23 protein-coding genes, 2 pseudogenes and 1 riboswitch are annotated in these 22,179 nt (G+C 51.0%); of the genes and pseudogenes, 6 read left to right on the top strand and 19 right to left on the bottom strand.

Annotated features, from left to right (window positions below; translation table 11 throughout):
- Window positions 1–32: 32 nt before the first annotated feature.
- The 8 genes from pbpG to dusC all read right to left on the bottom strand — a co-directional run bounded on the left by pbpG (window position 33) and on the right by dusC (window position 7,069).
- Entirely contained in the window at window positions 33–980 is a 948-nt protein-coding gene (pbpG, locus tag RFN81_RS06805) for a D-alanyl-D-alanine endopeptidase (protein ID WP_264498363.1), read from the bottom strand.
- Window positions 981–1,129: 149 nt separating this feature from the next.
- The gene (locus RFN81_RS06800; protein ID WP_319800202.1) at window positions 1,130–1,639 is read right to left on the bottom strand and encodes a DUF6622 family protein; all 510 of its coding nucleotides are present in this window, start codon (window positions 1,637–1,639) and stop codon (window positions 1,130–1,132) included.
- Between the two features lie 63 nt (window positions 1,640–1,702).
- Window positions 1,703–2,059 carry an FMN-binding protein gene (locus tag RFN81_RS06795; protein ID WP_264498361.1) on the bottom strand — a complete coding sequence of 119 codons (357 nt, stop codon included), beginning with the start codon at window positions 2,057–2,059 and terminating at the stop codon, window positions 1,703–1,705.
- A gap of 59 nt (window positions 2,060–2,118) precedes the next feature.
- Entirely contained in the window at window positions 2,119–2,661 is a 543-nt protein-coding gene (gene cyaB, locus RFN81_RS06790; protein ID WP_264498360.1) for a class IV adenylate cyclase, read from the bottom strand.
- A gap of 377 nt (window positions 2,662–3,038) precedes the next feature.
- Entirely contained in the window at window positions 3,039–3,587 is a 549-nt protein-coding gene (locus tag RFN81_RS06785) for a hypothetical protein (protein ID WP_264498359.1), read from the bottom strand.
- Window positions 3,588–3,603: 16 nt separating this feature from the next.
- Window positions 3,604–4,554 (bottom strand): homocysteine S-methyltransferase, encoded by a 951-nt coding sequence (gene mmuM / locus RFN81_RS06780; RefSeq protein ID WP_264498358.1) that lies wholly within the window; start codon window positions 4,552–4,554, stop codon window positions 3,604–3,606.
- Window positions 4,544–5,956, bottom strand: coding sequence for an S-methylmethionine permease (gene mmuP / locus RFN81_RS06775; RefSeq protein ID WP_264498357.1), 1,413 nt, complete (start codon window positions 5,954–5,956; stop codon window positions 4,544–4,546). Before mmuP ends, mmuM begins: the two co-directional genes overlap by 11 nt.
- Before the next feature lie 180 nt (window positions 5,957–6,136).
- Window positions 6,137–7,069 (bottom strand): tRNA dihydrouridine(16) synthase DusC, encoded by a 933-nt coding sequence (gene dusC, locus RFN81_RS06770; protein WP_264498356.1) that lies wholly within the window; start codon window positions 7,067–7,069, stop codon window positions 6,137–6,139.
- A 208-nt stretch (window positions 7,070–7,277) separates the two neighbouring features.
- Between dusC and RFN81_RS06765 the strand changes: the two genes are divergently transcribed.
- The gene (locus RFN81_RS06765) at window positions 7,278–7,949 is read left to right on the top strand and encodes an epoxyqueuosine reductase QueH (protein WP_264498355.1); all 672 of its coding nucleotides are present in this window, start codon (window positions 7,278–7,280) and stop codon (window positions 7,947–7,949) included.
- Window positions 7,950–8,026: 77 nt separating this feature from the next.
- Here the strand turns inward: RFN81_RS06765 and rhlE are convergent, their stop codons facing one another.
- Entirely contained in the window at window positions 8,027–9,409 is a 1,383-nt protein-coding gene (gene rhlE, locus RFN81_RS06760) for an ATP-dependent RNA helicase RhlE (protein WP_264498354.1), read from the bottom strand.
- Between the two features lie 388 nt (window positions 9,410–9,797).
- Between rhlE and hlyD the strand changes: the two genes are divergently transcribed.
- The 4 genes from hlyD to RFN81_RS06740 are packed head-to-tail and all read left to right on the top strand — an operon-like array spanning window position 9,798 to window position 14,866.
- A complete protein-coding gene (gene hlyD / locus RFN81_RS06755; RefSeq protein ID WP_264498353.1) occupies window positions 9,798–10,826 on the top strand; it encodes a secretion protein HlyD in 1,029 nt (342 codons plus the stop codon).
- Entirely contained in the window at window positions 10,819–12,561 is a 1,743-nt protein-coding gene (locus RFN81_RS06750) for an ATP-binding cassette domain-containing protein (RefSeq protein ID WP_264498352.1), read from the top strand. Before hlyD ends, RFN81_RS06750 begins: the two co-directional genes overlap by 8 nt.
- Window positions 12,554–13,729 (top strand): ABC transporter permease, encoded by a 1,176-nt coding sequence (locus RFN81_RS06745; RefSeq protein ID WP_264498351.1) that lies wholly within the window; start codon window positions 12,554–12,556, stop codon window positions 13,727–13,729. Before RFN81_RS06750 ends, RFN81_RS06745 begins: the two co-directional genes overlap by 8 nt.
- Window positions 13,730–13,738: 9 nt before the next feature.
- Complete coding sequence (locus RFN81_RS06740) at window positions 13,739–14,866, top strand: ABC transporter permease (protein WP_264498350.1); 1,128 nt, start codon at window positions 13,739–13,741, stop codon at window positions 14,864–14,866.
- Window positions 14,867–14,891: 25 nt separating this feature from the next.
- Here the strand turns inward: RFN81_RS06740 and RFN81_RS06735 are convergent.
- Window positions 14,892–15,056, bottom strand: a pseudogene (locus tag RFN81_RS06735) (IS630 family transposase); the annotation flags it as partial.
- A gap of 327 nt (window positions 15,057–15,383) precedes the next feature.
- Between RFN81_RS06735 and RFN81_RS06730 the strand changes: the two are divergent.
- Window positions 15,384–16,178 carry a DUF4225 domain-containing protein gene (locus RFN81_RS06730; RefSeq protein WP_264498349.1) on the top strand — a complete coding sequence of 265 codons (795 nt, stop codon included), beginning with the start codon at window positions 15,384–15,386 and terminating at the stop codon, window positions 16,176–16,178.
- Between the two features lie 351 nt (window positions 16,179–16,529).
- On the opposite strand, the gene RFN81_RS06725 is transcribed toward RFN81_RS06730, so the two are convergent.
- The 9 genes and pseudogenes from RFN81_RS06725 to moaA form a co-directional block, all read right to left on the bottom strand.
- Window positions 16,530–16,871 carry a hypothetical protein gene (locus RFN81_RS06725; RefSeq protein ID WP_264498348.1) on the bottom strand — a complete coding sequence of 114 codons (342 nt, stop codon included), beginning with the start codon at window positions 16,869–16,871 and terminating at the stop codon, window positions 16,530–16,532.
- 71 nt (window positions 16,872–16,942) lie between these two features.
- Window positions 16,943–17,422 carry an Hcp family type VI secretion system effector gene (locus tag RFN81_RS06720; RefSeq protein WP_264498347.1) on the bottom strand — a complete coding sequence of 160 codons (480 nt, stop codon included), beginning with the start codon at window positions 17,420–17,422 and terminating at the stop codon, window positions 16,943–16,945.
- 154 nt (window positions 17,423–17,576) lie between these two features.
- Window positions 17,577–17,690, bottom strand: a pseudogene (locus RFN81_RS06715) (IS5/IS1182 family transposase); the annotation flags it as partial.
- A gap of 504 nt (window positions 17,691–18,194) precedes the next feature.
- The gene (locus RFN81_RS06710) at window positions 18,195–18,902 is read right to left on the bottom strand and encodes a Bax inhibitor-1/YccA family protein (RefSeq protein WP_264498346.1); all 708 of its coding nucleotides are present in this window, start codon (window positions 18,900–18,902) and stop codon (window positions 18,195–18,197) included.
- A 112-nt stretch (window positions 18,903–19,014) separates the two neighbouring features.
- Entirely contained in the window at window positions 19,015–19,467 is a 453-nt protein-coding gene (moaE, locus tag RFN81_RS06705; protein WP_264498345.1) for a molybdopterin synthase catalytic subunit MoaE, read from the bottom strand.
- Between the two features lie 2 nt (window positions 19,468–19,469).
- Window positions 19,470–19,715 (bottom strand): molybdopterin synthase sulfur carrier subunit, encoded by a 246-nt coding sequence (moaD, locus tag RFN81_RS06700; RefSeq protein WP_264498344.1) that lies wholly within the window; start codon window positions 19,713–19,715, stop codon window positions 19,470–19,472.
- Window positions 19,712–20,206, bottom strand: a complete 495-nt coding sequence (gene moaC, locus RFN81_RS06695) for a cyclic pyranopterin monophosphate synthase MoaC (RefSeq protein WP_264498343.1) — start codon at window positions 20,204–20,206, stop codon at window positions 19,712–19,714. Before moaC ends, moaD begins: the two co-directional genes overlap by 4 nt.
- 18 nt (window positions 20,207–20,224) lie before the next feature.
- Window positions 20,225–20,743, bottom strand: coding sequence for a molybdenum cofactor biosynthesis protein B (gene moaB / locus RFN81_RS06690; RefSeq protein ID WP_264498342.1), 519 nt, complete (start codon window positions 20,741–20,743; stop codon window positions 20,225–20,227).
- A 34-nt stretch (window positions 20,744–20,777) separates the two neighbouring features.
- Window positions 20,778–21,767 (bottom strand): GTP 3',8-cyclase MoaA, encoded by a 990-nt coding sequence (gene moaA / locus RFN81_RS06685; protein ID WP_338539456.1) that lies wholly within the window; start codon window positions 21,765–21,767, stop codon window positions 20,778–20,780.
- Window positions 21,755–21,903, bottom strand: a riboswitch (molybdenum cofactor riboswitch). It overlaps the preceding gene by 13 nt.
- Window positions 21,904–22,179: the final 276 nt, after the last annotated feature.

Raw genomic sequence — 22,179 nt, 5'->3', positions numbered from 1 at the left:
GCCATCACCTCGGACAAATCATGAGTACGGGTCTACTCGGCTACGTTATTCGCCATACGCTGTGGTTGGCGGTAAGCCAATGATTTCTGTTTCTTATAGTTCAAAGCAACCGCAGGCACCTCACTTACCTTGCCCGTTTCCATCCATTTGCGCAGTCGGTTAGCGTCTGCAAAGTGCGTATACTTGCCGAAAGCATCCAACACCACCAGCGCCACCGGGCGCTGATTAATGATCGTGCGCATCACCAGACAGTGGCCAGCCTGATTCGTGAAGCCCGTTTTGGTCAGTTGAATGTGCCAATCTGCCTTGTAAATCAGATGATTGGTGTTTTTGAACGGCAAGCTATACGTCGGATGAGAAAACGTCGCCGTTTTCTCCCGCGTGGTGCTCAGTTGACTGAGCAGTGGATATTGCTTACTGGCAATCAGGAGTTTGATTAAATCACGGGCGGTCGAGACGTTGTGGATAGATAACCCAGTCGGCTCAACATAACGCGTATGGGTCATCCCCAGCGCCTGCGCTTTGGCGTTCATCGCACGGATAAACGCCTGATAGCCGCCGGGATAGTGGTGCGCCAGACTGGCAGCCGCGCGATTCTCCGATGACATTAGCGCCAGTTGCAACATGTCACGGCGGCTGATCTCGCTGTTGAGACGCACACGCGAGTACACGCCTTTCATTTCTTTCGTCTGGCTGATATCCACAGAAATGATCTCATCCAACGGCTGATTGGCATCCAACACCACCAGCGCCGTCATCAATTTCGTCACGGAGGCAATCGGCACCACCACATCGGGGTTACTGGAATACAGAATGTGGTTATCACGCAAATCCACCACCATGGCGCTACCGGAAGCAATTTCCTGGTGCGTAGCGCCGACGGAATAGGTCGGTGACTTCGCCATAACCGAAGGCAACATCACCACCTGAGTGGACAGCATCAATAGGCCACAAAGAGAAAGCTTAAAATTTTTAGTCATTCGGCAATAACTTAAACAGTACTCTGTTAAATGAACGGGATAGGCGTCGGCATTATAATTTACCGCCCTCCCCCGCGCACGGAGACAACAGAAAAGCTTTGTGACAAAGTCTGACAGGCGATTTAAGCGGCCCACTGTTTTGTATTCCTTTACATTAAGGACGATTTTATTTTACGCATCTGGTCCAGCAAGCGCAGGCTAACCCCGCTGAATATCCCCGCAGTAATCCCACTTGCTGCACCAGACAGCAAACAAAATGCGGGATCATGCGCCAATGCGGGAAAACGAGCCAGTTGAACGGAAAAATAAAAACGAGAACAAAACGTCAGCAGCATTAAGGCCAACGGCCACCACGAGCCATTACGCTGAAAAACGCGCGATTGCGGCAGATAAGCGCCTGAGCTATTCCCCCATATCCAACCTATTCCCACCCCAACAATCAACGTCAGCAGAAATCCCCCCACCGTCGCAAACGTGATCAGCGGCGTATGAAAAATCGCGCTAACACCCCATACCATGAACACAGCCGGCACCACCAGCATTCGTGCAAGCGATTGCTGTCTCGGCTGGCTGGCTTTTATTCCGGCATAAATCAGATACCCCAAAACGATCCACACCCAATAAGGCGTATGACGCAGAATAGTCAGTTGGTTTTCCACGACAATACTCATCCTTCAGTAATAAATCCTTTAACAACGATGATAGCCAGCAAGCCGGAGCGATCATGGCGTGACTTTTGCCTGTTCCAGCGCCTGTTTCACCGCGTTAATCACGCCCGTGCTGGATAGCGTGGCTCCCGTGACCGCATCAACCTGATTAATATCCTGCTTTTCAATCAGCTCAGGCACAATCTGATCTATCGCAATCAACATCATCGCTTTGGTATCACCATGCTTGAGTACCTCCGCATTAACAATTTTCCCTTCTTTAATACTGACCGCTACCTCAACTTCCGCTTCCTTGCCCTGCGCTTTCCCAACATAAGTGCCATCCTTATAATGCGTTGCATCATTGCCTGACACGGATAAAGAAAACGCCATAGCTAATGCAATCAGCATCCCTGAAATAGATTTATTCATTATTTCCCCACGCTTAAAAAAAACAATAAAACAACATTTCAATAACTAAGAAACAACAATTAATTCAATCCTAATAATTGGCAATAGGACTTCTCTTCAATATTATCTAATGACAACTGAAGACGTAAGGCACATTCTATACACCGATCCCGGAGCGTATTCAACTGCGTCTCGTCGTCGGTCATCATTGATATTTCAACAAAATAACCAAGCGATTCAATATAATCAACAGTAATATGGAAGGCATTGAGAAAGTAGATACTGCGTATTTTATGAATGGCAAAAAGCGGCTGATATCCTAAGGTCTGAAGCATACTGTCTGTCTTTTCAAAATCTTCAACGTTAACCGCTTCTCGACGCTCGACTAACGGCCCTTTAATAATCCAAAGTTTAATTCCCGAAGGTTCCATGCGGCGCACCAGCATTCTGATGCTCTTCTGTTGTAGCCGACTATCCGCGTCATCGTAATAAACATCATGTTCTTTATTTTCAAAGACAAAAGCTTGAGGGTGCAGACTAAAAAGGGTATTGCGAAAATTAGCGATATCATCAATGCGAAATTTAATTTTTATTTCATATTTCCCTGTGAAATGTTCAAGCATGTTTTTCCCCTCGCTGGATTCCCTGAAATAACATTGACTCTCCACCACATCGAACAGCGTTTTATTGCGCCATGATACGAAAATTCAAGACAATAATGATTCAGTCATCCGCAAATAGATCATATAGATAACATAATGTGGCACATTAGCCGCCCTCCCATCCTCCCTGACTCCTTATGCATCCTGCCACCGTGATAACATGAGTGCGATAATGACATCGCATTATTACCTTATAACGACTGATATACCGAGCACAATTTTTATTCAGCAAACGTCAATGGCTCTCTGCCGTCCACACGGTGAAAAATACGCTCAGCATGCTTTCGAATACTGACCGCCATTAATACTAGACGAGAAAGGAAAAACCGCGAGTTCTTCTATGCAACAATTGCCGGAAATGGCGATAGGAATACTGCATTAAAGCCGTGATGGTGCATAAACTCTCGTAAAATCAGGAGCCGGGCAGAAAAGCTATTATCAAGCGGAATTCCTTCCCAGGTCGACGGGCTCCCCAACATGACACGTTCCAGACGTTTAAATGTTCGCTCCAGGTCATCCAGTGGCAAACACCAACCGCCACCCTCCTCTTCCGCGCCTGAAACTTGTGCAAGGGAAACTAAATTAGGATCGAAAGAAAACAACGAGGAACCCGTTGGGATGTCGTGGCGAATACGCATGACTTCATCCTCAACCACCATAATCGCCCGCTCCATTTCATCCGGCGTCGGGGGAAGATGCTTGAAAAACATCGTCGCTATGTTGTTGACACCAAGAGCCAGTGACAACGTGGTCGGCGGTTGGCTCCCCGCCCCACAGATGACATTCGTCTGCTGCTCGCCGATGCATAACACCGTTACCGACGAATCGGGGGCAACGCCCTGTCGGGCTTGAATATAGGCCCGTTGCAGATTCACATTATTTCCCATCCCCCTACCTCCTTTTTTACATATTGACCTTATGCTGGCAGCAGCGTGCAATGCTGGCAATATCTGCGGGCGTGGTGCGACAGCAGCCGCCAATCAAACGCGCGCCTGCCGCCTGCCACTCGGGCAAATACGCCGTCAGGGAGCAAGCCGCACCATGAGCGCGACGCCAGGTTTTCGTTATTGCATCATACTGCTCGCCGGAATTAGGATAAACCACCAACGGTAAATCTGTCAGTGAGGACAGGTGCCTCAGCGCAGGCGTCACGTTTTCCAACGCGATGCAGTTGACACCCACGGCAATCGCCTGCGGGCAAGCGTTGACACTTGTCAGCACCGAGCGCAATGGCGTGCCGTCGCTGAGATGCTCGCTGTCGCGCAATGTGAAGGAGAACCAGGCCTGCGCCTGAGGGAATTCAGCCAGTAGTGCCACCAGCGCGTCAATTTCGGTAAAAGACGGCAATGTCTCACAGGCCAGAAGATCCGCACCAGCCTCAAGCAACGCCATCATACGCGGCCGATGGAACGCCATCATTTCGGCCTGTGATAGCTGATAATCGCCACGATACTCTGATCCATCCGCTAAGTAAGCGCCATATGGCCCCACCGATCCTGCCACCAGCAACGTCCCGCTCTGGGGATTATCGCGACGATAATCATCCCGCGCCTGTGCCGCAAGCTGTACACTCTTGGCAATCAGCGCTAGCGACGCCGCTTCGCTATAGCCGCGCGCCGTAAACCCTTGCGGTGTCGCCTGATAGCTGGCGGTAATCGCGCACTGTGCCCCAGCCTTGAAATAGTCAAGGTGGACCTGATAAATCAGATCTGGGTTTTCAACCAGTATTTTTGCCGACCACAGTGGGTCTGTTAAGTCACAGCCACGCGCTTCCAGTTCGGTCGCCAGCGCGCCATCCAACACTATCGTGTTTACCGTCGCCAGTAGGCCTGCCACGCTATTTTCACCCAACATTTTGCACTCCCGCTAAGGCACGTCGTTTCATCGACTGCGTGATGTAATAACTCCCATAACACAATGCGACAAACGGTACGCCACACCACAGTGCTATCCGCTGACTGGGGTCAAACGCCAACCCGACACAGGCAAGCAGGCACATTAGGAAACCAAGCACCGGTGTGAACGGATATCCCGGCGCACGATATTGCAGATCGGAGAGAGGCTTACCGGCATGGAGATAATGACGACGAAACTGATAATGTGAGGCACAAATGCTCAGCCACACCGCTACCACGGCAAAGCCGGAAATCGCAGAGAGCGCTACGTAAACAGTATCCGGCGCGACCACACTGGAAAACAGAGCCAATAACCCGCCCAACATACTAACGGAAATGGCAAAGAGCGGAATCCCACGACGCGTTAGACGAGAAAAACGACGTGGCAACGTGCCTTCATTGGACAACGACCACAGCATACGCCCCGAGGCATACAGCCCAGAGTTAGCCGCAGACAAGATCGCCGTCAAAATCACGAAATTAAAAATATCGGCGGCATAAGGGATGCCAATTTTTTCAAACACCAGCACAAACGGGCTTTTAGCGATGCCCGCTTCTTGCATCGGGATCAGCGCCGCCAACACCAGTACCGTTCCCAGAAAGAAGATTACCAGGCGCGCAACGGTCGTGCGGATCGCCATTGGCACCACTTTCTGCGGGTTCTCCGTTTCTCCCGCCGCGATACCAATCAGCTCCGTGCCAGAGAAGGCGAAATTGACCGCCACCATTGTCATTAAAATCGGCAATCCGCCGTGTGGGAACCAGCCAGACGCGGTCATATTCTGTAAAAACGGCGCAGGTGAGCCGTCCTGCATCGGAATAAAGCCAAACATCGCCCCCGTCCCCAGCACGATAAAGGCAAGAATCGTCACGACTTTCACGATAGAAAACCAAAATTCCCCCTCGGCAAAGAAGCGAGACGAGACGATGTTCAGTAGATATATCAATACACAAAACAGCAGGCACCAAATCCAGACGGGCACCTGTGGGAACCAATACTGCATACAAAAACCGGCGGCGGTCAGGCTGGAGCCCAGCGCGACCGTCCACGTCAGCCAATAGAGCCAAGCCACGGTATAACCTGTCGCCGGGCTGAGATAGCGGGAAGCATAGACGTGAAATGCACCGGTTTCCGGCATCGCGACGGACAGCTCCCCCAGACTCAGCATCACCAGATACACGACGAGCGCGCCAATTAAATACGCTAATAGTGTGCCCGCCGCACCGGTGGTAGAAATAATGTATCCCGTATTGAAAAACAGACCAGTGCCAATGACACCGCCAAGCGAAAGCATCACCAAATGACGCGCTTTCATGGTGCGTTTAAACTGCTCTCCCGAGCCTGTTGCACGTTGTTCCATGATGACCTTTTTTGATAAATATCCCCGCCATGCTGCGTGTTAACAAACAGTATAGACGTCTAAACCGCTAAATAGTGAGCGTGTTATACCGTTAACCGATTCGTAAAGTAAAGTATTGGACGGAGAAAAGATGGATATGCCCTTTAACGAAGAAAAATTGCCTGCCAGATGCGGTGAGCGCTAAGGCTCACCAATCACACGCGCGATATCCGCCGACGTTTTCAGCGTACGGATTTCGCTAAATAATGCCGCTGCCGCAGCATATTCTTTGCGCAAATAGCCAAGCCATTGTTTGATGCGCGCCACATGGTACATGCCGGTATCGCCCTGCTTTTCCAGCCGCACGTATTTTTGCAGCAGCAGCATCACCTCAGGCCACGGCATACGTGGTTCATGATACTTAATCACGCGGCTAAGATTCGGTACGTTCAGCGCGCCGCGGCCGATCATCACGGCGTCGCAACCTGTCACAGCCATACACTCCTGCGCGCTCTGCCAGTCCCAGATTTCGCCGTTAGCGATCACGGGGATTCGTAATCGCTGGCGAATTTCCCCTATCGCTTGCCAGTTAATGCGTTCGGCCTTGTAGCCGTCTTCTTTCGTGCGTCCATGCACAGCCAGTTCACTGGCGCCCGCCTGTTGTACCGCATCGGCAATTTCAAACTGCCGATCGCCGGAATCCCAACCCAGACGGATTTTCACAGTAACCGGCAAATGCGCAGGCACCGCCTCACGCATCGCCTTCGCGCCCTGATAAATCAGTTCAGGATCTTTTAACAGCGTCGCACCGCCGCCGCTGCCATTAACCACCTTTGACGGACAACCGCAGTTGAGATCGACGCCATACGACCCTAATTCCACCGCCCGCGCCGCATTTTCCGCCAGCCACTGCGGATACTGCCCCAGCAGTTGCACCCGAACCGGCGTACCTGACGGCGTGCGACTGGCGTGGTGTAACTCCGGGCAGAGACGATAAAAAGATTTAATCGGCAGGCATTGATCCACCACGCGCAAAAATTCAGTAATACACAGATCATAATCATTAACTTCGGTCAGCAGTTCTCGCACTAACGCGTCGAGAACCCCTTCCATCGGGGCAAGCAGAACACGCATAACATTACTCAGTAACCATTTTATCGTTAATTACAGCCATTATTGTCCGGCCCAAAAGGCAAGGAATGTCAGCGCCATTGTACGGAGAACATAACGAGAAAGATAACGCTGGATGGGCAGAGGTTGCCTCTTGTAAATACATCATCAATAATCCGTTACAAGTTTGTGCGACGCCGTTCCAACGAATCCTAACAAAGTGGTTATTTTTATGTCGACTGTCAAAACTACCCCATTACAACGCCCTATCCTTTCTTTACCGAACAATGCGGACAAGCTGCTATTGCATTCCTGCTGCGCGCCCTGCTCTGGCGAAGTCATGGAGGCGATTACCGCCTCTGGCATCGACTACACTATTTTCTTTTATAATCCCAACATCCATCCACAGCGCGAATACCTGATCCGCAAAGAAGAAAATATTCGTTTCGCCGATAAACACGGCGTCCCTTTTATTGACGCGGATTATGATACCGATAACTGGTTCGAACGTGCGAAAGGGATGGAAAGGGAACCCGAACGCGGTATTCGTTGCACCATGTGTTTTGATATGCGCTTCGAGCGCACCGCGCTTTATGCCGCGGAAAATGGCTTTAGCGTGATATCAAGTTCGCTGGGTATCTCGCGCTGGAAAAATATGCAGCAGATTAACGAATGCGGACATCAGGCCGCGCAGAAATATCCCGGCATCGTTTATTGGGATTACAACTGGCGTAAAGGGGGCGGCTCGTCGCGCATGATTGAAATCAGCAAGCGTGAACGGTTTTATCAACAGGAATATTGCGGCTGCATTTATTCCTTGCGCGATACCAATCAGCATCGTAAATCACAAGGTCGCGATATTATCCGCATTGGGAAGTTGTATTACGGTGATGAAACCGAATAACGAGATTGCCGCCCTTTCAGGCGGCTTGCGACGGCATCATACCGAACACGGGGGGCCAATTGACGCCGTCGAAGAGACTATTTTACAGCGACCTTACTGCGATTTTGCGGACGCGGCGCACGGCGCTGTCCTTCGCCCTGACTGTTGCCACTATTCCCCCACGGACTCGCGCCATTGCCGCCCGCTTTACGCGGGTTATCGGTCGAGCGGCGTCCGCTCTGGGGGCGTTCAGATGACGCGCGCGGAGCGCCACTACGCGCGCCACCGCCACGATTACCCTGACGGCCATTGACAATCGGCTCCGCCTTGATAGACGGATCTGGCTCATAGCCCTCAATAGCGATACGTGGGATCTCGCGCTTCAGCAGGCGTTCGATATCGCGCAGTAGTTTATGTTCATCCACACACACCAGCGACAGCGCTTCGCCAGTCGCTTCCGCACGACCGGTACGGCCTATACGGTGAACATAGTCTTCCGGCACGTTTGGCAACTCATAGTTCACCACATGCGGCAACTGGTCGATATCCAAACCGCGCGCGGCGATGTCGGTCGCAACCAGCACGCGAATGCTGCCGTCTTTAAAGTTCGCCAATGCGCGAGTCCGCGCGCCTTGGCTTTTATTACCGTGGATAGCCGCGGCGGTAATACCGTCTTTTTCCAGCAGTTCAGCCAGGTGGTTGGCGCCATGCTTGGTACGGGTAAATACCAGCACCTGCCGCCAGTTATTCTGGCCAATCAACTGCGATAACAGCTCACGTTTACGGCGCTTATCGACAAAATGCACATGCTGAGTCACTAGCTCGGACGGCGTATTGCGTCGCACCACTTCCACCGAAGCCGGATGCGTCAGCAATTTATTCGCCAACCCTTTAATCTCATCAGAGAAGGTCGCAGAGAACAGCAGGTTTTGCCGTTTGGCAGGCAATTTCGCTAACACACGGCGAATATCGTGGATGAACCCCATGTCAAGCATACGGTCGGCTTCATCCAACACCAGAATTTCTACCTGCGAGAGGTCAACGGCATTCTGATGTTCCAAATCGAGTAGACGTCCCGGCGTCGCAACCAGAATATCCACGCCGCTGCGTAGTTTCATCATCTGCGGGTTAATACTCACCCCGCCGAAAACAACCAGTGAACGCAAGGGTAAATATTTGCTATACGCTTTCACGTTCTCATCAATCTGTGCCGCCAGCTCGCGGGTTGGCGTCAAAATCAGCGCGCGTACCGGACGGCGGCCTTTCCCTTTATTCTGCGCTTCGCGACTCGTCAGCAATTGCAATAATGGCAGCGTAAAGCCCGCCGTTTTACCTGTACCCGTTTGGGCACTAGCCATCAAATCGCGCCCATCCAGCACGAGAGGAATGGCCTGACGCTGAACGGGCGTAGGATCGCGATAACCCTGCTCTTCAATCGCGCGCAGAATATCGGCACTCAGGCCGAGAGAATCAAATGACATAAAAAGAACAACTCCAGATCCGCTCTGACCGGACAGCCGCCGGTGTAGTTTTCAGAGGGTCAGTAAGATGGGTTTGGCTGATCGCTATTGACGCCATAACCACGGGGAACGAGCACAACTACGGTGCATGACTGACAGCAATTGTAGCAGAGATTTATCAGCCCTGAGGGATTTTTATCAGCATCGCTCCGGTTTGACGGCGATCTGCTAAATCTGCGCCGCAATACCGCGTATTTTGTGATGTTGATCATAACAATTTGCCATAAATCCCGGTAACCCGTCATATGATTAAAGGTTGTCTCAATATAAGGGATGATACGTCATCCAAACGCCTGCGGGATGACGGTCGCCGATGAACATACCGCAGATAAACAAGGAATCCTGCGTAATGAACAAGAGAAAATTGGCATTTGCCGCCCTCATTCTTGTCCTGCTCGGTGCAGGTTATGGCTTTTATCACCACCAGCAACAGCAGCAAAAACCGTTAACGCTCTACGGCAATGTCGATATCCGCACCGTCAATCTGGCCTTCCGAGTGGGTGGCAGAGTGGCCGAGCTGAAGGTCGATGAGGGCGATACGGTGCAAACCGGCCAATCGCTGGCAATACTTGATGCCGCGCCTTATCAGAATGCACAACATCAGGCGCAGGCCAACCTTGCCAGCGCACAGGCGCAGCTCCAGTTGGCGCAGGAAGGCTACCGACAGGAAGAGATCGCGCAGGTGCGATCTCAGGTAGTCCAGAGTCAGGCTGCCTATGATTACGCCAACCGTTTCTATCAGCGTCAGCAAGGGCTGTGGGATAAGCGCGCCATTTCCGCCAATATGCTGGACGACGCCAGAACCGCACGCAATCAGGCGCTTGCGACACTACAAGCCGCGAAAGACAAGCTGAGCCAGTTCGAACGCGGTAACCGGCCACAGGAAATTGCCGCCGCGCAGGCGGCCGTAGCTCAGGCCGAAGCCGGGCTGGCCCAGGCGGAACTGGATAGGCAGGATACCGAATTAGTGGCTCCCTCTCCCGGCGTAATCCTCACCCGCGCCGCCGAAAAGGGTAGCATGCTGGCAGCGGGCAGTACCGTTTTCACCCTTTCCCTGACGCGACCCGTTTGGGTACGCGCCTACGTGAGCGAGAAAGACCTCGGTCGCGTCGTGCCCGGTAGCTACATGCTGATTTACACCGATGGCCGCCCCAATCAGCCCTATCGCGGCAAAGTCGGTTTTGTCTCGCCAAGCGCCGAATTCACGCCGAAAAGCGTCGAGACCGAAGATCTCCGTACCGATTTAGTGTATCGCCTGCGCATTGTTGTTACCGATCCTGATGACGGTTTACGGCAAGGCATGCCCGTCACACTACGCCTTGAAGATGCCCGCACGGAGGATGCCAACCGCACGCACGAGCCCGCTCATCATGACTAATTTTCCCGCGCAGATCGCGTTGGACGGGCTGGAAAAACGCTTTGCCGGACAGGAAAAACCCGCGCTCGCCAGCCTCACCGCTGAGATAAGCAGCGGCGCCGTGACCGGACTGGTTGGCCCAGATGGTGCAGGGAAAACTACCCTGCTGCGCATGCTGGCGGGGCTATTAACGCCCAGCCGCGGTACGCTGCGCGTGGCGAATCTGGATCCCATCAAAGACGATCGCCAACTGCATGCCATTTTGGGCTACATGCCGCAAAAGTTTGGCCTGTATGAAGATCTGACGGTAATGGAGAACCTGACGCTGTATGCCGATCTGCGCGGTATTACTGGCGATCTACGTAAAGACACCTTCGATCGCCTGCTGTCGTTTACCGACCTGACCCGTTTTACCGACAGGCTGGCAGGCAAACTCTCCGGCGGCATGAAACAGAAACTGGGGCTGGCCTGTACGCTGCTCGGGCAGCCTAAGGTGCTGCTGCTGGATGAACCGGGCGTCGGCGTCGACCCCATTTCTCGCCGTGAACTGTGGCACATGGTGCACGAACTGGCCGATGACGGCATGTTGATCCTGTGGAGCACGTCGTATCTCGATGAGGCAGAGCAGTGTCGGGATGTGCTGCTACTGAACGAAGGCGAACTGCTGTATCGCGGCGCGCCGCGCGATCTGACCGCACGCATGGCGGGACGCTGCATTCTGATTGATACTGGCGATCGTCGACATCGGGATGTGTTGCAGGAAGCGCTGCGTTTGCCACAGGTGAGTGACGGCGTGATTCAGGGACAGTACGTCAGGTTAATACTGAAACCCGGTGCGGATCGGGCATCGCTGCTCGCCACCCTGCATCTGGAAGCGGGTTGTCTGCACGACACCGAGCCACGCTTCGAGGATGCCTTTATCGATCTGCTGGGTGGCGGCCCAGCCAGCGCATCATCACTGGCGCGCATCATGCCGCAGATTGACGTCAGCAGCGGCGAAACCGTCATTGAAGCTCAGGCACTGACGAAGAAATTTGGTGATTTCGCCGCCACCGATCACGTCAGTTTTCAGGTAAAGCGGGGAGAAATTTTCGGCCTGCTCGGCCCCAACGGGGCGGGGAAATCGACCACGTTCAAGATGATGTGCGGCCTGCTGGTGCCAACTGACGGCAAAGCGCTAGTGCTCGATATGGATCTGAAAACCAGTTCCGGCAAAGCTCGCCAGCATTTGGGGTACATGGCGCAAAAGTTTTCGCTCTACGGCAACCTGACCGTCGAACAAAATCTGCGCTTTTTTTCCGGCGTTTATGGACTCAAAGGCAAGGCACAGCGCGATAAAATGGCCGATATGAGCGACGCCTTCAACTTTCAGCCGATTTATCGTCAAACGCCGGACGCGCTGCCGCTGGGCTTTAAGCAGCGGCTGGCGCTGGCCTGCGCGCTGATGCATGAACCCGATATTCTGTTTCTCGACGAACCGACCTCCGGCGTCGATCCGCTGACCCGACGTGAATTCTGGATACATATCAACGGCATGGTTAACCGCGGCGTCACGGTGATGGTCACCACGCACTTTATGGACGAAGCCGAATATTGCGACCGCATCGGACTGGTGTATCGCGGTAAGCTGATCGCCAGCGGCACGCCGGACGAACTGAAACAGCAGGCAGCCAGCGCAGAGACGCCATCACCAACGATGGAAGAAGCGTTTATCGCACTGATTCAGGCATACGATGAGGAGGCGGAACATGGTTGAACAGAATAACGTTGAGCCGGACAACACCAACCAGCACGGCAGCACGCGTTTCTCGACGCGTCGCCTGCGGGCGCTGTGTCTGAAAGAAACCCGCCAGATCTTGCGCGACCCCAGCAGCGGACTGATCGCCTTCGTGATCCCGTTGTTGCTGCTGTTTATCTTCGGCTACGGCATTAATCTGGATTCCAGTCGCCTGCACGTCGGCATCCTGATGGAACAACAAAGTGAGGACGCGCGCGATCTGGCGCATACCTTTGCGGCATCGCCATTTATCGCGCCGACCATCAGCAATAATCGCCAGTACCTGATTCAGCAGATGCAGGCAGGCAGCATCCGCGGCCTGATCGTCATCCCCACTGATTTTGCCGAACGGTTGGCGCGGCCGGGCGATCGCGCCCCGATCCAGGTCATTACCGACGGCAGCGAACCCAATACGGCGAATTTTGTGCAGGGATACGCGGAAGGCATTTGGCTGCTGTGGCAACAGCAGCGGGCGGAAGATCGCGGTGAGACGTTCGAACAGCTTATCGAGGTACAGTCACGCTACTGGTTTAACCCGGCCGCCATCAGTCAACATTTCATCATCCCCGGCGCGATTACCATCATTATGACGGTGATTGGCGCTATTCTCACCTCGCTGGTTATCGCTCGCGAGTGGGAACGCGGGACAATGGAAGCGCTACTCTCAACGCAGGTCACCCGTACCGAACTGCTGCTGTCCAAACTCATCCCGTATTACTTTCTCGGGATGACGGCAATGACGCTGTGTATTCTGGTCTCAACGTTTATCATGCAGGTGCCCTATCGCGGCTCGCTGATTTTACTCTTTATTATCAGCAGCCTATTCCTGGCCAGTACGCTGGGCATGGGTCTGCTCATTTCCACTCTCACCCGTAACCAGTTCAACGCCGCCATGGTGGCGCTGAATGCGGCATTTCTGCCCGCCATCATGCTGTCCGGCTTTATTTTTGAAATCGACAGCATGCCGGAATTCGTCCGCGGCGTGTCATACCTCATCCCGGCGCGCTATTTCGTCAGCACGCTACAAACGCTGTTTCTCGCGGGCAACATCAGCACCGTGCTGATGACTAACCTGTTGTTTCTCATTCTCTCGGCGCTGGTCTTTATTGGCCTGACGGCCTGGCAAACCCGGCGCAGGCTGGATTAAGGAGCGACTATGCTGCATCGTCTGTGGACGTTGATTATTAAGGAACTGCAATCGCTGCTGCGCGATCCGCAAACGCGCTCCATTCTAGTGCTGCCCGTTATCCTTCAGGTTGCCCTGTTTCCTTTCGCCGCGACGCTCGACGTGACCAACGCGACCATTGCCATTTACAGCGAGGATAACGGCCCGCATGCGATTGAGTTGACGCAGCGCTTTGCCAAGGCGAAGTCCTTTTCCCAGGTGTTGATGCTGCATAGCCCGCAGGACGTGGCACCGACGCTGGATAATCAGCGTGCGCTTCTCATTCTGCGCTTCCCGCCGCAGTTCTCGCGTGATATCGCCAGCGGAAATAGCACCTCGATTCAGCTGATTCTGGATGGCCGACGCTCTAACAGCGCGCAGATCGCCGCTAACGATGTACAGCACATCGTGCGCGATTATCAGTTGGCATTGCTAGCGGCCAGCCCCGCTCAAATTAGTGCTACCCATAATCAGAACAACAGCGAGCTGGTGGTCCGCCACTGGTATAATCCCAATCTGGACTATAAATGGTTTGTGGTGCCGTCGCTGATTGCCATGATCGCGACGATCGGCGTACTGATTGTCACCGCCCTCTCCGTCGCGCGCGAGCGGGAACAAGGCACGCTGGAACAACTGCTGGTTTCGCCGCTGTCAACCAGTCAGATATTCATTGGTAAAGCCGTACCGGCGCTGATCGTCGCCACGTTTCAAGCCACGATCGTGCTGCTGGCAGGCATCCTGATTTTCCATATCCCCTTCGCCGGATCGCTACTGCTGTTTTACGCTACGATGCTGATCTACGGCCTATCGCTGGTGGGCTTTGGCCTACTGATATCCTCGCTCTGCGCCACACAGCAGCAGGCGTTCATCGGCGTGTTCGTCTTCCTGATGCCCGCGATCCTGCTTTCCGGCTATATTTCACCGGTTGAGAACATGCCGATCTGGTTGCAAGACCTCACCTGGATTAACCCGATCCGCCATTTCACCGATATAACAAAGCAAATTTACCTCAAGGACGCGGATTTCAGCATTATCTGGGGTAGCCTGTGGCCGTTGTTCATTATCACACTCACCACCGGCTCGGCGGCGTATGCCATTTTCCGACGGAATATCGCTTGAAGCTAAATAGCTGCGCCTAATACCGCTACACTTTTGCCTGACCATGTTTTCCTCCGGGGAATGGACTGGCGGTTTCCATAAAATGGCGGACCTTTTTCAGTAACTGCCACATTGAGCGGCACTGATGATTACAGGTTATCGTGTGATGAAGTGCCTGTCATAACCGTTCGACGTGGTTCACCCGTGGCGAGCCCCCTGTGCCAGGATGGCACAGGGATCTGATCCTCACGTGACAAGTTTGCGGCGGTGATTGAGAGGGCGACAGATATCTTGACAGTTACCGACAGTAAGAAAGGAAATGAAATGGTTGGTTGAGTGTTTAAGAGAGTCTTTCTTTTATCTGGTTCCAATTATAGCCATCGTTCTGGATGGCATTTTTTTTCGTTAGCATTTTCTCTGAGTATGGCTTATACCTTACCGTAATATAGGTTTTTATTGTTATGTATCTATATGTGAAATATACTAAATGGTATTGATGATTCTCAATATTCTCTAACGTCAAGGATGTGACTGAAATATGGATATCTATCTCAATAGGAATAGTTCAAACAATCAGTATTTTTTTGCTATGGCTCAGGCAGCAGCATTTGACCTAATGAAAACTGCCAGAATTGTCTCTTCTCGTCATATTAAGGATCTATTTCTTAAAACAAAATTCGAAGATGAAATCAGACGGTTTTCTAATGGAAATCTGGACGCTATTAGAAATGCCAGTAGTTCATCGGAATGCCAGATTGCTATTAATAACATTAGGGAGGAATGTGCCAATATTGAAAAACAAGGGACAATACTTTCTCTTGAGAAAGCCAAGATATTTATCTCCATCAACATGGAGAAAAGAGAAAAGGAGATTGGTTATACAATAAATGCTATCGGCGTTATTGTGGGAGGGGCTCAGGTTGTTTCTGGGTTTGGTGTTATTGCCAGTGCGACATCTTACGTCGGTAAGTTTATTGGGGCTCATATTATATTAAATGGTATTAGCTCATCTATGGAAAGTTTTTTACATCTTATTGGGCGTAATAATAGCGTCGGATTTATGAAATCTGGTTATATGCATACAGCTGAGTTCTTAGGTTTTGATAAAAAATCAGGCTTACTGGCTTATCATTCAGTCGATCTTATTACTTCATTTTATGGCATCGTTAAATTAACACTAAAACCCGATGCCTGGCGACTTTTCCGATATATCCCCAGTGATTATTATAGAAAGATAAATACGATGAGCAGAGCATCTCTTATGTTGAAGATAGCTGGTGCCGGAAATAAAATTCGAGTAATGTCAGATATATATAAAGATGACTCTCTTTAAGATAATGGGCTGAATCAGCCCATCTTACCCTTTCTCTTCAGGTAGGAATACGATTTATACGTCAAATTCATTGGACCTATATAATAAACAATGAAAAGCGAAAATATCATAAAAAATAAATACACCGAAGATTCAATTAAGTCAGCAGGGGTGTTAAAAATAAAATCAATGATAAATGCAGAAATTATAATTATAAATAAAAAACACCCGTTATAAAACCGTGATTTTAACGTATGAGTCAGGCTCTCTAGTGTCTCTTCATTATCCCCACTACGGGAAATTATTTTCCTCATGAAGTTAATATCTTTCTGAGAGAAACCATTCTCTAAAAGTTCTTTTTCCATTTCCTGATCATTCATGGTTTTTTCTCTTTAGATAGGAATATGATTTGTACGCTAAATCTACTGGCCCAAAATAACATGCAAGAGAAATGAAGAATCCTGTAAAAAGTAAATGAATTAATATTTCAACTATATCACCTGAAATATTAAATATAACGTTGATGAAAAATGCAGAAATCAGTGTAAATGATATAATACACTCATTGTAAAATGTTTTTTTTAAAGAATTTATTAATGTCATCAATGTTTCTTCACCATCCCCACTGCGAGAAATTATTTTTCTCATTTTGGCAATATCGTTTTGTGTAAACCCATTTCCTAGAAGTTCTTTTTCCATTTCCTGATCATTCATTTTTTATCTCGTTTTATCTCGTTTGATAGGGCGTAGAGACATTTTGGCACTATCGCCCATCGGCTCTTTATTTAGTAAGTCGAATCCGTCCATAGGAGGAAAGAACTGGTTCTTGCTACCACATGCTCCCATTCGATTGATGAAAATTTGAACGAAACACTTTCCTGTGGCTGGGTTTCATTATGTGTCAATGAGTTAGGATAGAAAAATTGAATGTCGTTGATAATAGCGTCTCTCAGCACCATTTTAAAATAGAGTTCATTACCACCCGCTTGAGAGGTTCTGTAAAATAGGAATTCACAGGTTAGTTTTTCGTTATCGCCTAATGCCTGGGCAATAAGTGGGGTGGCTTTATCTATCGGTTTTCTGATTTCTACGGGGTTGAGTGCAACATTATCTTGTCGGGTGACTCTGTTCATTAACTCATAAACAAAAATCTCATCTTCATGAGAAGCCTGAAATTTGTTACCAATCGAGTCTGCACTTGAACAGCCCGCAGAGATAAGACCTTGCTTGATGCCTGTGAGCTTTAGATAGATCAAATTTGCCATTACTTATTCCTTAATGTTGTCCATAATCCTCTCCCATAAATCCTTTTCCTTATGGGAGAAGTAATTTCTGCATTTTTTAGTCAATGAGTCAATAGTAACTATTGTGCAATATGTATGATTTCAAATGGTTTGTTTGAATTAATCAAGGGTGACAACTATCTTGACACTTACCGTGTGTCCCCAGTGGGTGATGAGTTTTGTGTTCTGGGATAAGATGAGCCGTTTTTTCCCAGAGCTCGTCACTGATCTGCCATTTATTATCCACGATGTTCCCCCATCATTTGTGCTTATTATTTATTAATGATAAATCCTATTGAGATAGACTTTTAGTGTTGCTGAGCAGAGTCATCAGTCAATTTTTATACCTATTAATAAATGCTATTTTCTACGTTTTTACGCTTCACACCAAAATCAACTTTTTGATGTTGGTAAAATTCAAGTGAGAGTGAATGTGTATAGAAATGCGTATAGTTACAGCGGGCGTAGGTGAATAATGTATTTTAATATCAATGTATTATACTTTTTGTTCTATGCACTCCCTACCAAACGGTTAACGCCAATCAAACTACGCCGAATCTGGTTAACGTTGCCAATTTATCAACCATGTCCATTTTAGATGGAAGTAGCCAACAAGGCGTTATGGAAATCGATGCGTTGGAGAAAAAATGGGCAAGTATCAAATAGCCCTTGTTAACCTGCGCCCATAATGGCACTTATTTAACGATATACCCGAAATAGCGTCTTCTATTTCGGGTATATAATGAAGGACAAGTTAACGACGGTTACCAAAAATGCGCAGCAGCATCAGGAACAGGTTGATGAAGTCGAGGTACAACGTCAACGCGCCCACAATGGCGTATTTGCGGAAGCTGTCTTTATCATCAACGGACAGTTGCTCGCCGATGTTTTTCAGCTTCTGGGTGTCATAGGCGGTCAGACCGACAAACACCACCACGCCAATATAGGTCACTGCCCACATCAGCGCTTCACTCTTCAGCCACAGGTTCACCAGCGACGCCAGCACAATCCCGATGACCCCCATAAACAACAGACTGCCGAAGCCGCTCAAATCACGCTTCGTGGTATAGCCGTACAGGCTCATCGCGCCGAACATCCCCGCCGTAATGACAAAGGTACTGGCGATAGATTCACCGGAATACAGGATAAAAATACTGGAAAGCGTCAGCCCCGTCAGTGCGGAATAGAGCATAAACAGCGACGTGGCGACTGCACCGCTCAGGCGCTGTACCATGCCGGAAATCACAAAGACCAGCCCCAGTTGGGCAATGATCAGGCCAAAGAAGGTGATCTGGCTGGAGAAAACAAAATTCAGTACAGCAGGCGTATTCGCCGCGTACCAGGACACGAACGCGGTCAGCAGCAGGCCACAGGTCATCCAGCCATAGACTTGCGCCATATAAACCTGAAGACCTGACTGCGAGCGCTCAACAATAGAGTCCGAGCGTGGATATCTGTCCATGATGTTACCTTTGCATAAGTTATCTGATTAACGCGGCGTGAACCGCCTCGTGGTAGGGAGCGAGACTGTCTGTTTTCTCCCCGCCGTCCTTTTATCCTAACACAGAAATCGGCTACCAGCGCTGCGCCGCTTGTTTATCACTGTCGCGTGATTCCACCCAGCGTTCGCCTTCCGGCGTCGCTTCGCGCTTCCAGAATGGCGCACGGGTTTTCAGGTAATCCATAATAAATTGGGCGGCATCAAACGCCGCGCTGCGATGGGCGGCACTGACGCCAACGAACACAATTTCATCCCCCGGATAGAGTGCGCCCACCCGATGAATCACGCTCACGCGTGGCAGTTCCCAGCGCGCGCGAGCCAGATCGACAATCTCCGCCAGCGCTTTTTCCGTCATACCGGGGTAATGTTCCAGCGTCAACACGCTGACGTCTTGCGCCAGGTTGTGATTACGCACCTTACCCGTGAACGTCACCACCGCGCCATCTTCATCACACTGCGCCAGCCACTGATATTCATCCCCTACCTTGAAGTTCTCTTCACCTACCCGAATCCGCGTTTCTGCCACGATCAGCCCCCTGTCACCGGTGGAAAAAACGCCACTTCATCACCGTCCTGTAGTGGGTGAGTCAGCTCAACCAGCGTCTGATTAACCGCCGCCAGCAGCTTGCCCGATTCCAGCGCCAGCGCCCAGCGCGCGCCACGCTGGCACAGCGCCTGGCGCACATCCTCTACGGTGGCATACTCAGCAGGCAGCGACAGGTTGTCTGTCTCGATCAGTTCACGAACTTGTGCAAAAAACAGCACCTTAATCATGCTCCCTCCGCCGTAAAATCACCGGATTTGCCGCCGCTCTTCGCCAGCAGGCGCACCGGACCAATGACCATATCCTTCTGCACGGCCTTGCACATATCATAGATGGTCAGCGCCGCGACGGAAGCTGCCGTCAGCGCTTCCATTTCTACGCCGGTTTTGCCCGTCAGACGGCATACCGATTCAATGCGTACCCGATGGTGTTCCGGCTGCGCTTCCAGCTCGACCGCCACCTTGCTCAGCAGCAGCGGGTGACAGAGCGGAATCAGCTCCCAGGTGCGTTTCGCAGCCTGAATGCCGGCGATACGTGCGGTGGCGAACACATCACCTTTGTGATGACTGCCGGCAATAATCATTGCCAGCGTCTGCGGCGCCATTTCAACGAAGGCTTCCGCGCGGGCTTCGCGCACGGTTTCCGCTTTGGCGGAAACATCCACCATGGCGGCTTCGCCAGCGGCGTTAATGTGGGTCAATTGTGGCTTAGATGATGGCATAATGAACAATGCTTACCGTTAAGACGTTTTTTTCACGTGTGGATAGAAATTGCACGGTTTCTGGCGCGCATCCAGCTGTTCCTGAATGATGCGTTCCCAGGCGGTGCGACAGGCGCGTGTCGAACCCGGCATGGCGAAAATCACCGTCTGATTCGCCAAACCGGCCAATGCACGCGATTGTAGCGTCGCCGTGCCAATATCTTCATACGACACCATGCGGAACAGTTCGCCGAAACCTTCAATTTCCCGATCGAACAAAACGCCGATGGCTTCCGGCACCACATCCCCGGCGGTAAAGCCTGTTCCGCCATTAATCAGAATGCCCTGCACCTTGTCGCTGGCAATCCACGCCGAGATCTGTGCCCGAATCTGGTACAGGTTCTCTTTCACAATGGCGCTATCGACGATGCAATGGCCCGCTGACTGCGCAGCTTCGCGCAGATAGTCGCCGGAGGTGTCATCTTCCGCCGTCCGGCGATCGGAAACGGTGAGTACCGCAAGGTTGAGAGAAACAAATTCGCTACTGGCTTTGCTCATACCAGGCTCCTTTAATAATCAGTGATGTCGCGGATTAACCGCCGATAAATGACAGGTTTTGCGTCATGCCGCTATTCCCTTCATGCAGGAAGTGGGTCTGCTTCTTCGCCGACAGCCCGCCCGAGATACGCATCTTCAAATCGTCAAGATGACGATCGTCGCCCAGTAAATCGCGTAGTGGAATACCCTGTTCGCCAAAGAGACACAGATGCAGGTTACCAATAGCAGACACACGCAGGCGGTTGCAACTCAGGCAGAAATCTTTCTCATACGGCATAATCAGCCCGATTTCACCTTGATAATCAGGATGGCGGAAAACCTGTGCCGGGCCGTCGCTGCGGCCGCGTTGCTGCTGTAGCCACCCTTGCTGCACCAGTTGTTGACGGATCACATCACCCGAAACGTGGCGGCGACGAAACAGCTCTCTTCCCTCTCCCGTTTCCATCAGCTCGATAAAACGTAGTTGAATCGGGCGGTGTTTAATCCAGTCGAGAAAGGTTTGCAGGCTGCCCGCGTTCACATCACGCATTAACACCGTGTTGACTTTGACCTTGGCAAAGCCACAGTCAAATGCGGCGTCGATGCCGTCCATCACCTGGCGGAATTTATCCTGCCCGGTAATTGCATGAAACTGACGCGCATCCAGACTGTCCACGCTCACATTCAGCGCCGTTAGCCCTGCTTCTCGCCATTGAGCAACGTCGCGAGCCAAACGGTAGCCGTTAGTGGTTACCGCCAGCGTACGAATCGCCGGATTTTCACGGATGGCAGCGATAATATCGACAAAGTCACGCCGCAAAGACGGTTCACCGCCGGTGAGACGGACTTTTTCCGTCCCCAGTTCGGCAAAAGCGCGGCTGACGCGACGAATCTCATCGAGTGACAAAAAACAATGCGGATTGGTGCCATTGGCCTGATAGCCATTCGGCAGACAATAGGTACAGCGAAAATTGCAGACGTCTGTGATAGACAGACGCAAATAGTAGAACTTGCGCGCAAACGCATCGGTCAGTTGACTCACCATAAACACCTTTCCAAATACGGGAGATGCAGGCATTTCTACCTCGCACCCTGGTGACCGCGAAGGTCACGGCCAGGGCACCGTATCACGCGCACGACGCGCATCACTTAGGCACCAAGGCTAGGAGTTTGATTCCTATCGGTTATCCGTCAAACAACGACCTAATAGCCGAGAAAGAACCGTGATTGTGTCGGATAGTTTACTGCGAAAATGCACAGCCAACCACTTTCAAAATCGATATGTAAAGAAATATATAACGAATTTTCAATACGTTATGGTGCACAGCATACGGGAAAATGTGCAGCAGAAGTTGTTTCAGGTCATGCCTGTGTAAGGATTTTTCGCCTTTTACCGTGAAATCGGCTACCGTAACGCCGCTAATCATTAGTTACTATTTTACTACGCTTTATTCATA

This window comes from Pectobacterium cacticida (assembly GCF_036885195.1).
Taxonomy (GTDB): domain Bacteria; phylum Pseudomonadota; class Gammaproteobacteria; order Enterobacterales; family Enterobacteriaceae; genus Pectobacterium; species Pectobacterium cacticida.
The sequence above is the reverse complement of the archived record's forward strand: the minus strand, read 5'-3'. Positions and strand labels throughout refer to the sequence as shown.

Coding starts and splice junctions, on each gene's coding strand:
- pbpG (WP_264498363.1), bottom strand. CDS start 980: ATGACTAAAAATTTTAAGCTTTCTCTTTGTGGCCTATTGATGCTGTCC.
- RFN81_RS06795 (WP_264498361.1), bottom strand. CDS start 2,059: ATGAATAAATCTATTTCAGGGATGCTGATTGCATTAGCTATGGCGTTT.
- cyaB (WP_264498360.1), bottom strand. CDS start 2,661: ATGCTTGAACATTTCACAGGGAAATATGAAATAAAAATTAAATTTCGC.
- RFN81_RS06785 (WP_264498359.1), bottom strand. CDS start 3,587: ATGGGAAATAATGTGAATCTGCAACGGGCCTATATTCAAGCCCGACAG.
- mmuM (WP_264498358.1), bottom strand. CDS start 4,554: ATGTTGGGTGAAAATAGCGTGGCAGGCCTACTGGCGACGGTAAACACG.
- mmuP (WP_264498357.1), bottom strand. CDS start 5,956: ATGGAACAACGTGCAACAGGCTCGGGAGAGCAGTTTAAACGCACCATG.
- dusC (WP_264498356.1), bottom strand. CDS start 7,069: ATGCGTGTTCTGCTTGCCCCGATGGAAGGGGTTCTCGACGCGTTAGTG.
- RFN81_RS06765 (WP_264498355.1), top strand. CDS start 7,278: ATGTCGACTGTCAAAACTACCCCATTACAACGCCCTATCCTTTCTTTA.
- rhlE (WP_264498354.1), bottom strand. CDS start 9,409: ATGTCATTTGATTCTCTCGGCCTGAGTGCCGATATTCTGCGCGCGATT.
- hlyD (WP_264498353.1), top strand. CDS start 9,798: ATGAACAAGAGAAAATTGGCATTTGCCGCCCTCATTCTTGTCCTGCTC.
- RFN81_RS06750 (WP_264498352.1), top strand. CDS start 10,819: ATGACTAATTTTCCCGCGCAGATCGCGTTGGACGGGCTGGAAAAACGC.
- RFN81_RS06745 (WP_264498351.1), top strand. CDS start 12,554: ATGGTTGAACAGAATAACGTTGAGCCGGACAACACCAACCAGCACGGC.
- RFN81_RS06740 (WP_264498350.1), top strand. CDS start 13,739: ATGCTGCATCGTCTGTGGACGTTGATTATTAAGGAACTGCAATCGCTG.
- RFN81_RS06730 (WP_264498349.1), top strand. CDS start 15,384: ATGGATATCTATCTCAATAGGAATAGTTCAAACAATCAGTATTTTTTT.
- RFN81_RS06725 (WP_264498348.1), bottom strand. CDS start 16,871: ATGAATGATCAGGAAATGGAAAAAGAACTTCTAGGAAATGGGTTTACA.
- RFN81_RS06720 (WP_264498347.1), bottom strand. CDS start 17,422: ATGGCAAATTTGATCTATCTAAAGCTCACAGGCATCAAGCAAGGTCTT.
- RFN81_RS06710 (WP_264498346.1), bottom strand. CDS start 18,902: ATGGACAGATATCCACGCTCGGACTCTATTGTTGAGCGCTCGCAGTCA.
- moaD (WP_264498344.1), bottom strand. CDS start 19,715: ATGATTAAGGTGCTGTTTTTTGCACAAGTTCGTGAACTGATCGAGACA.
- moaC (WP_264498343.1), bottom strand. CDS start 20,206: ATGCCATCATCTAAGCCACAATTGACCCACATTAACGCCGCTGGCGAA.
- moaB (WP_264498342.1), bottom strand. CDS start 20,743: ATGAGCAAAGCCAGTAGCGAATTTGTTTCTCTCAACCTTGCGGTACTC.
- moaA (WP_338539456.1), bottom strand. CDS start 21,767: ATGGTGAGTCAACTGACCGATGCGTTTGCGCGCAAGTTCTACTATTTG.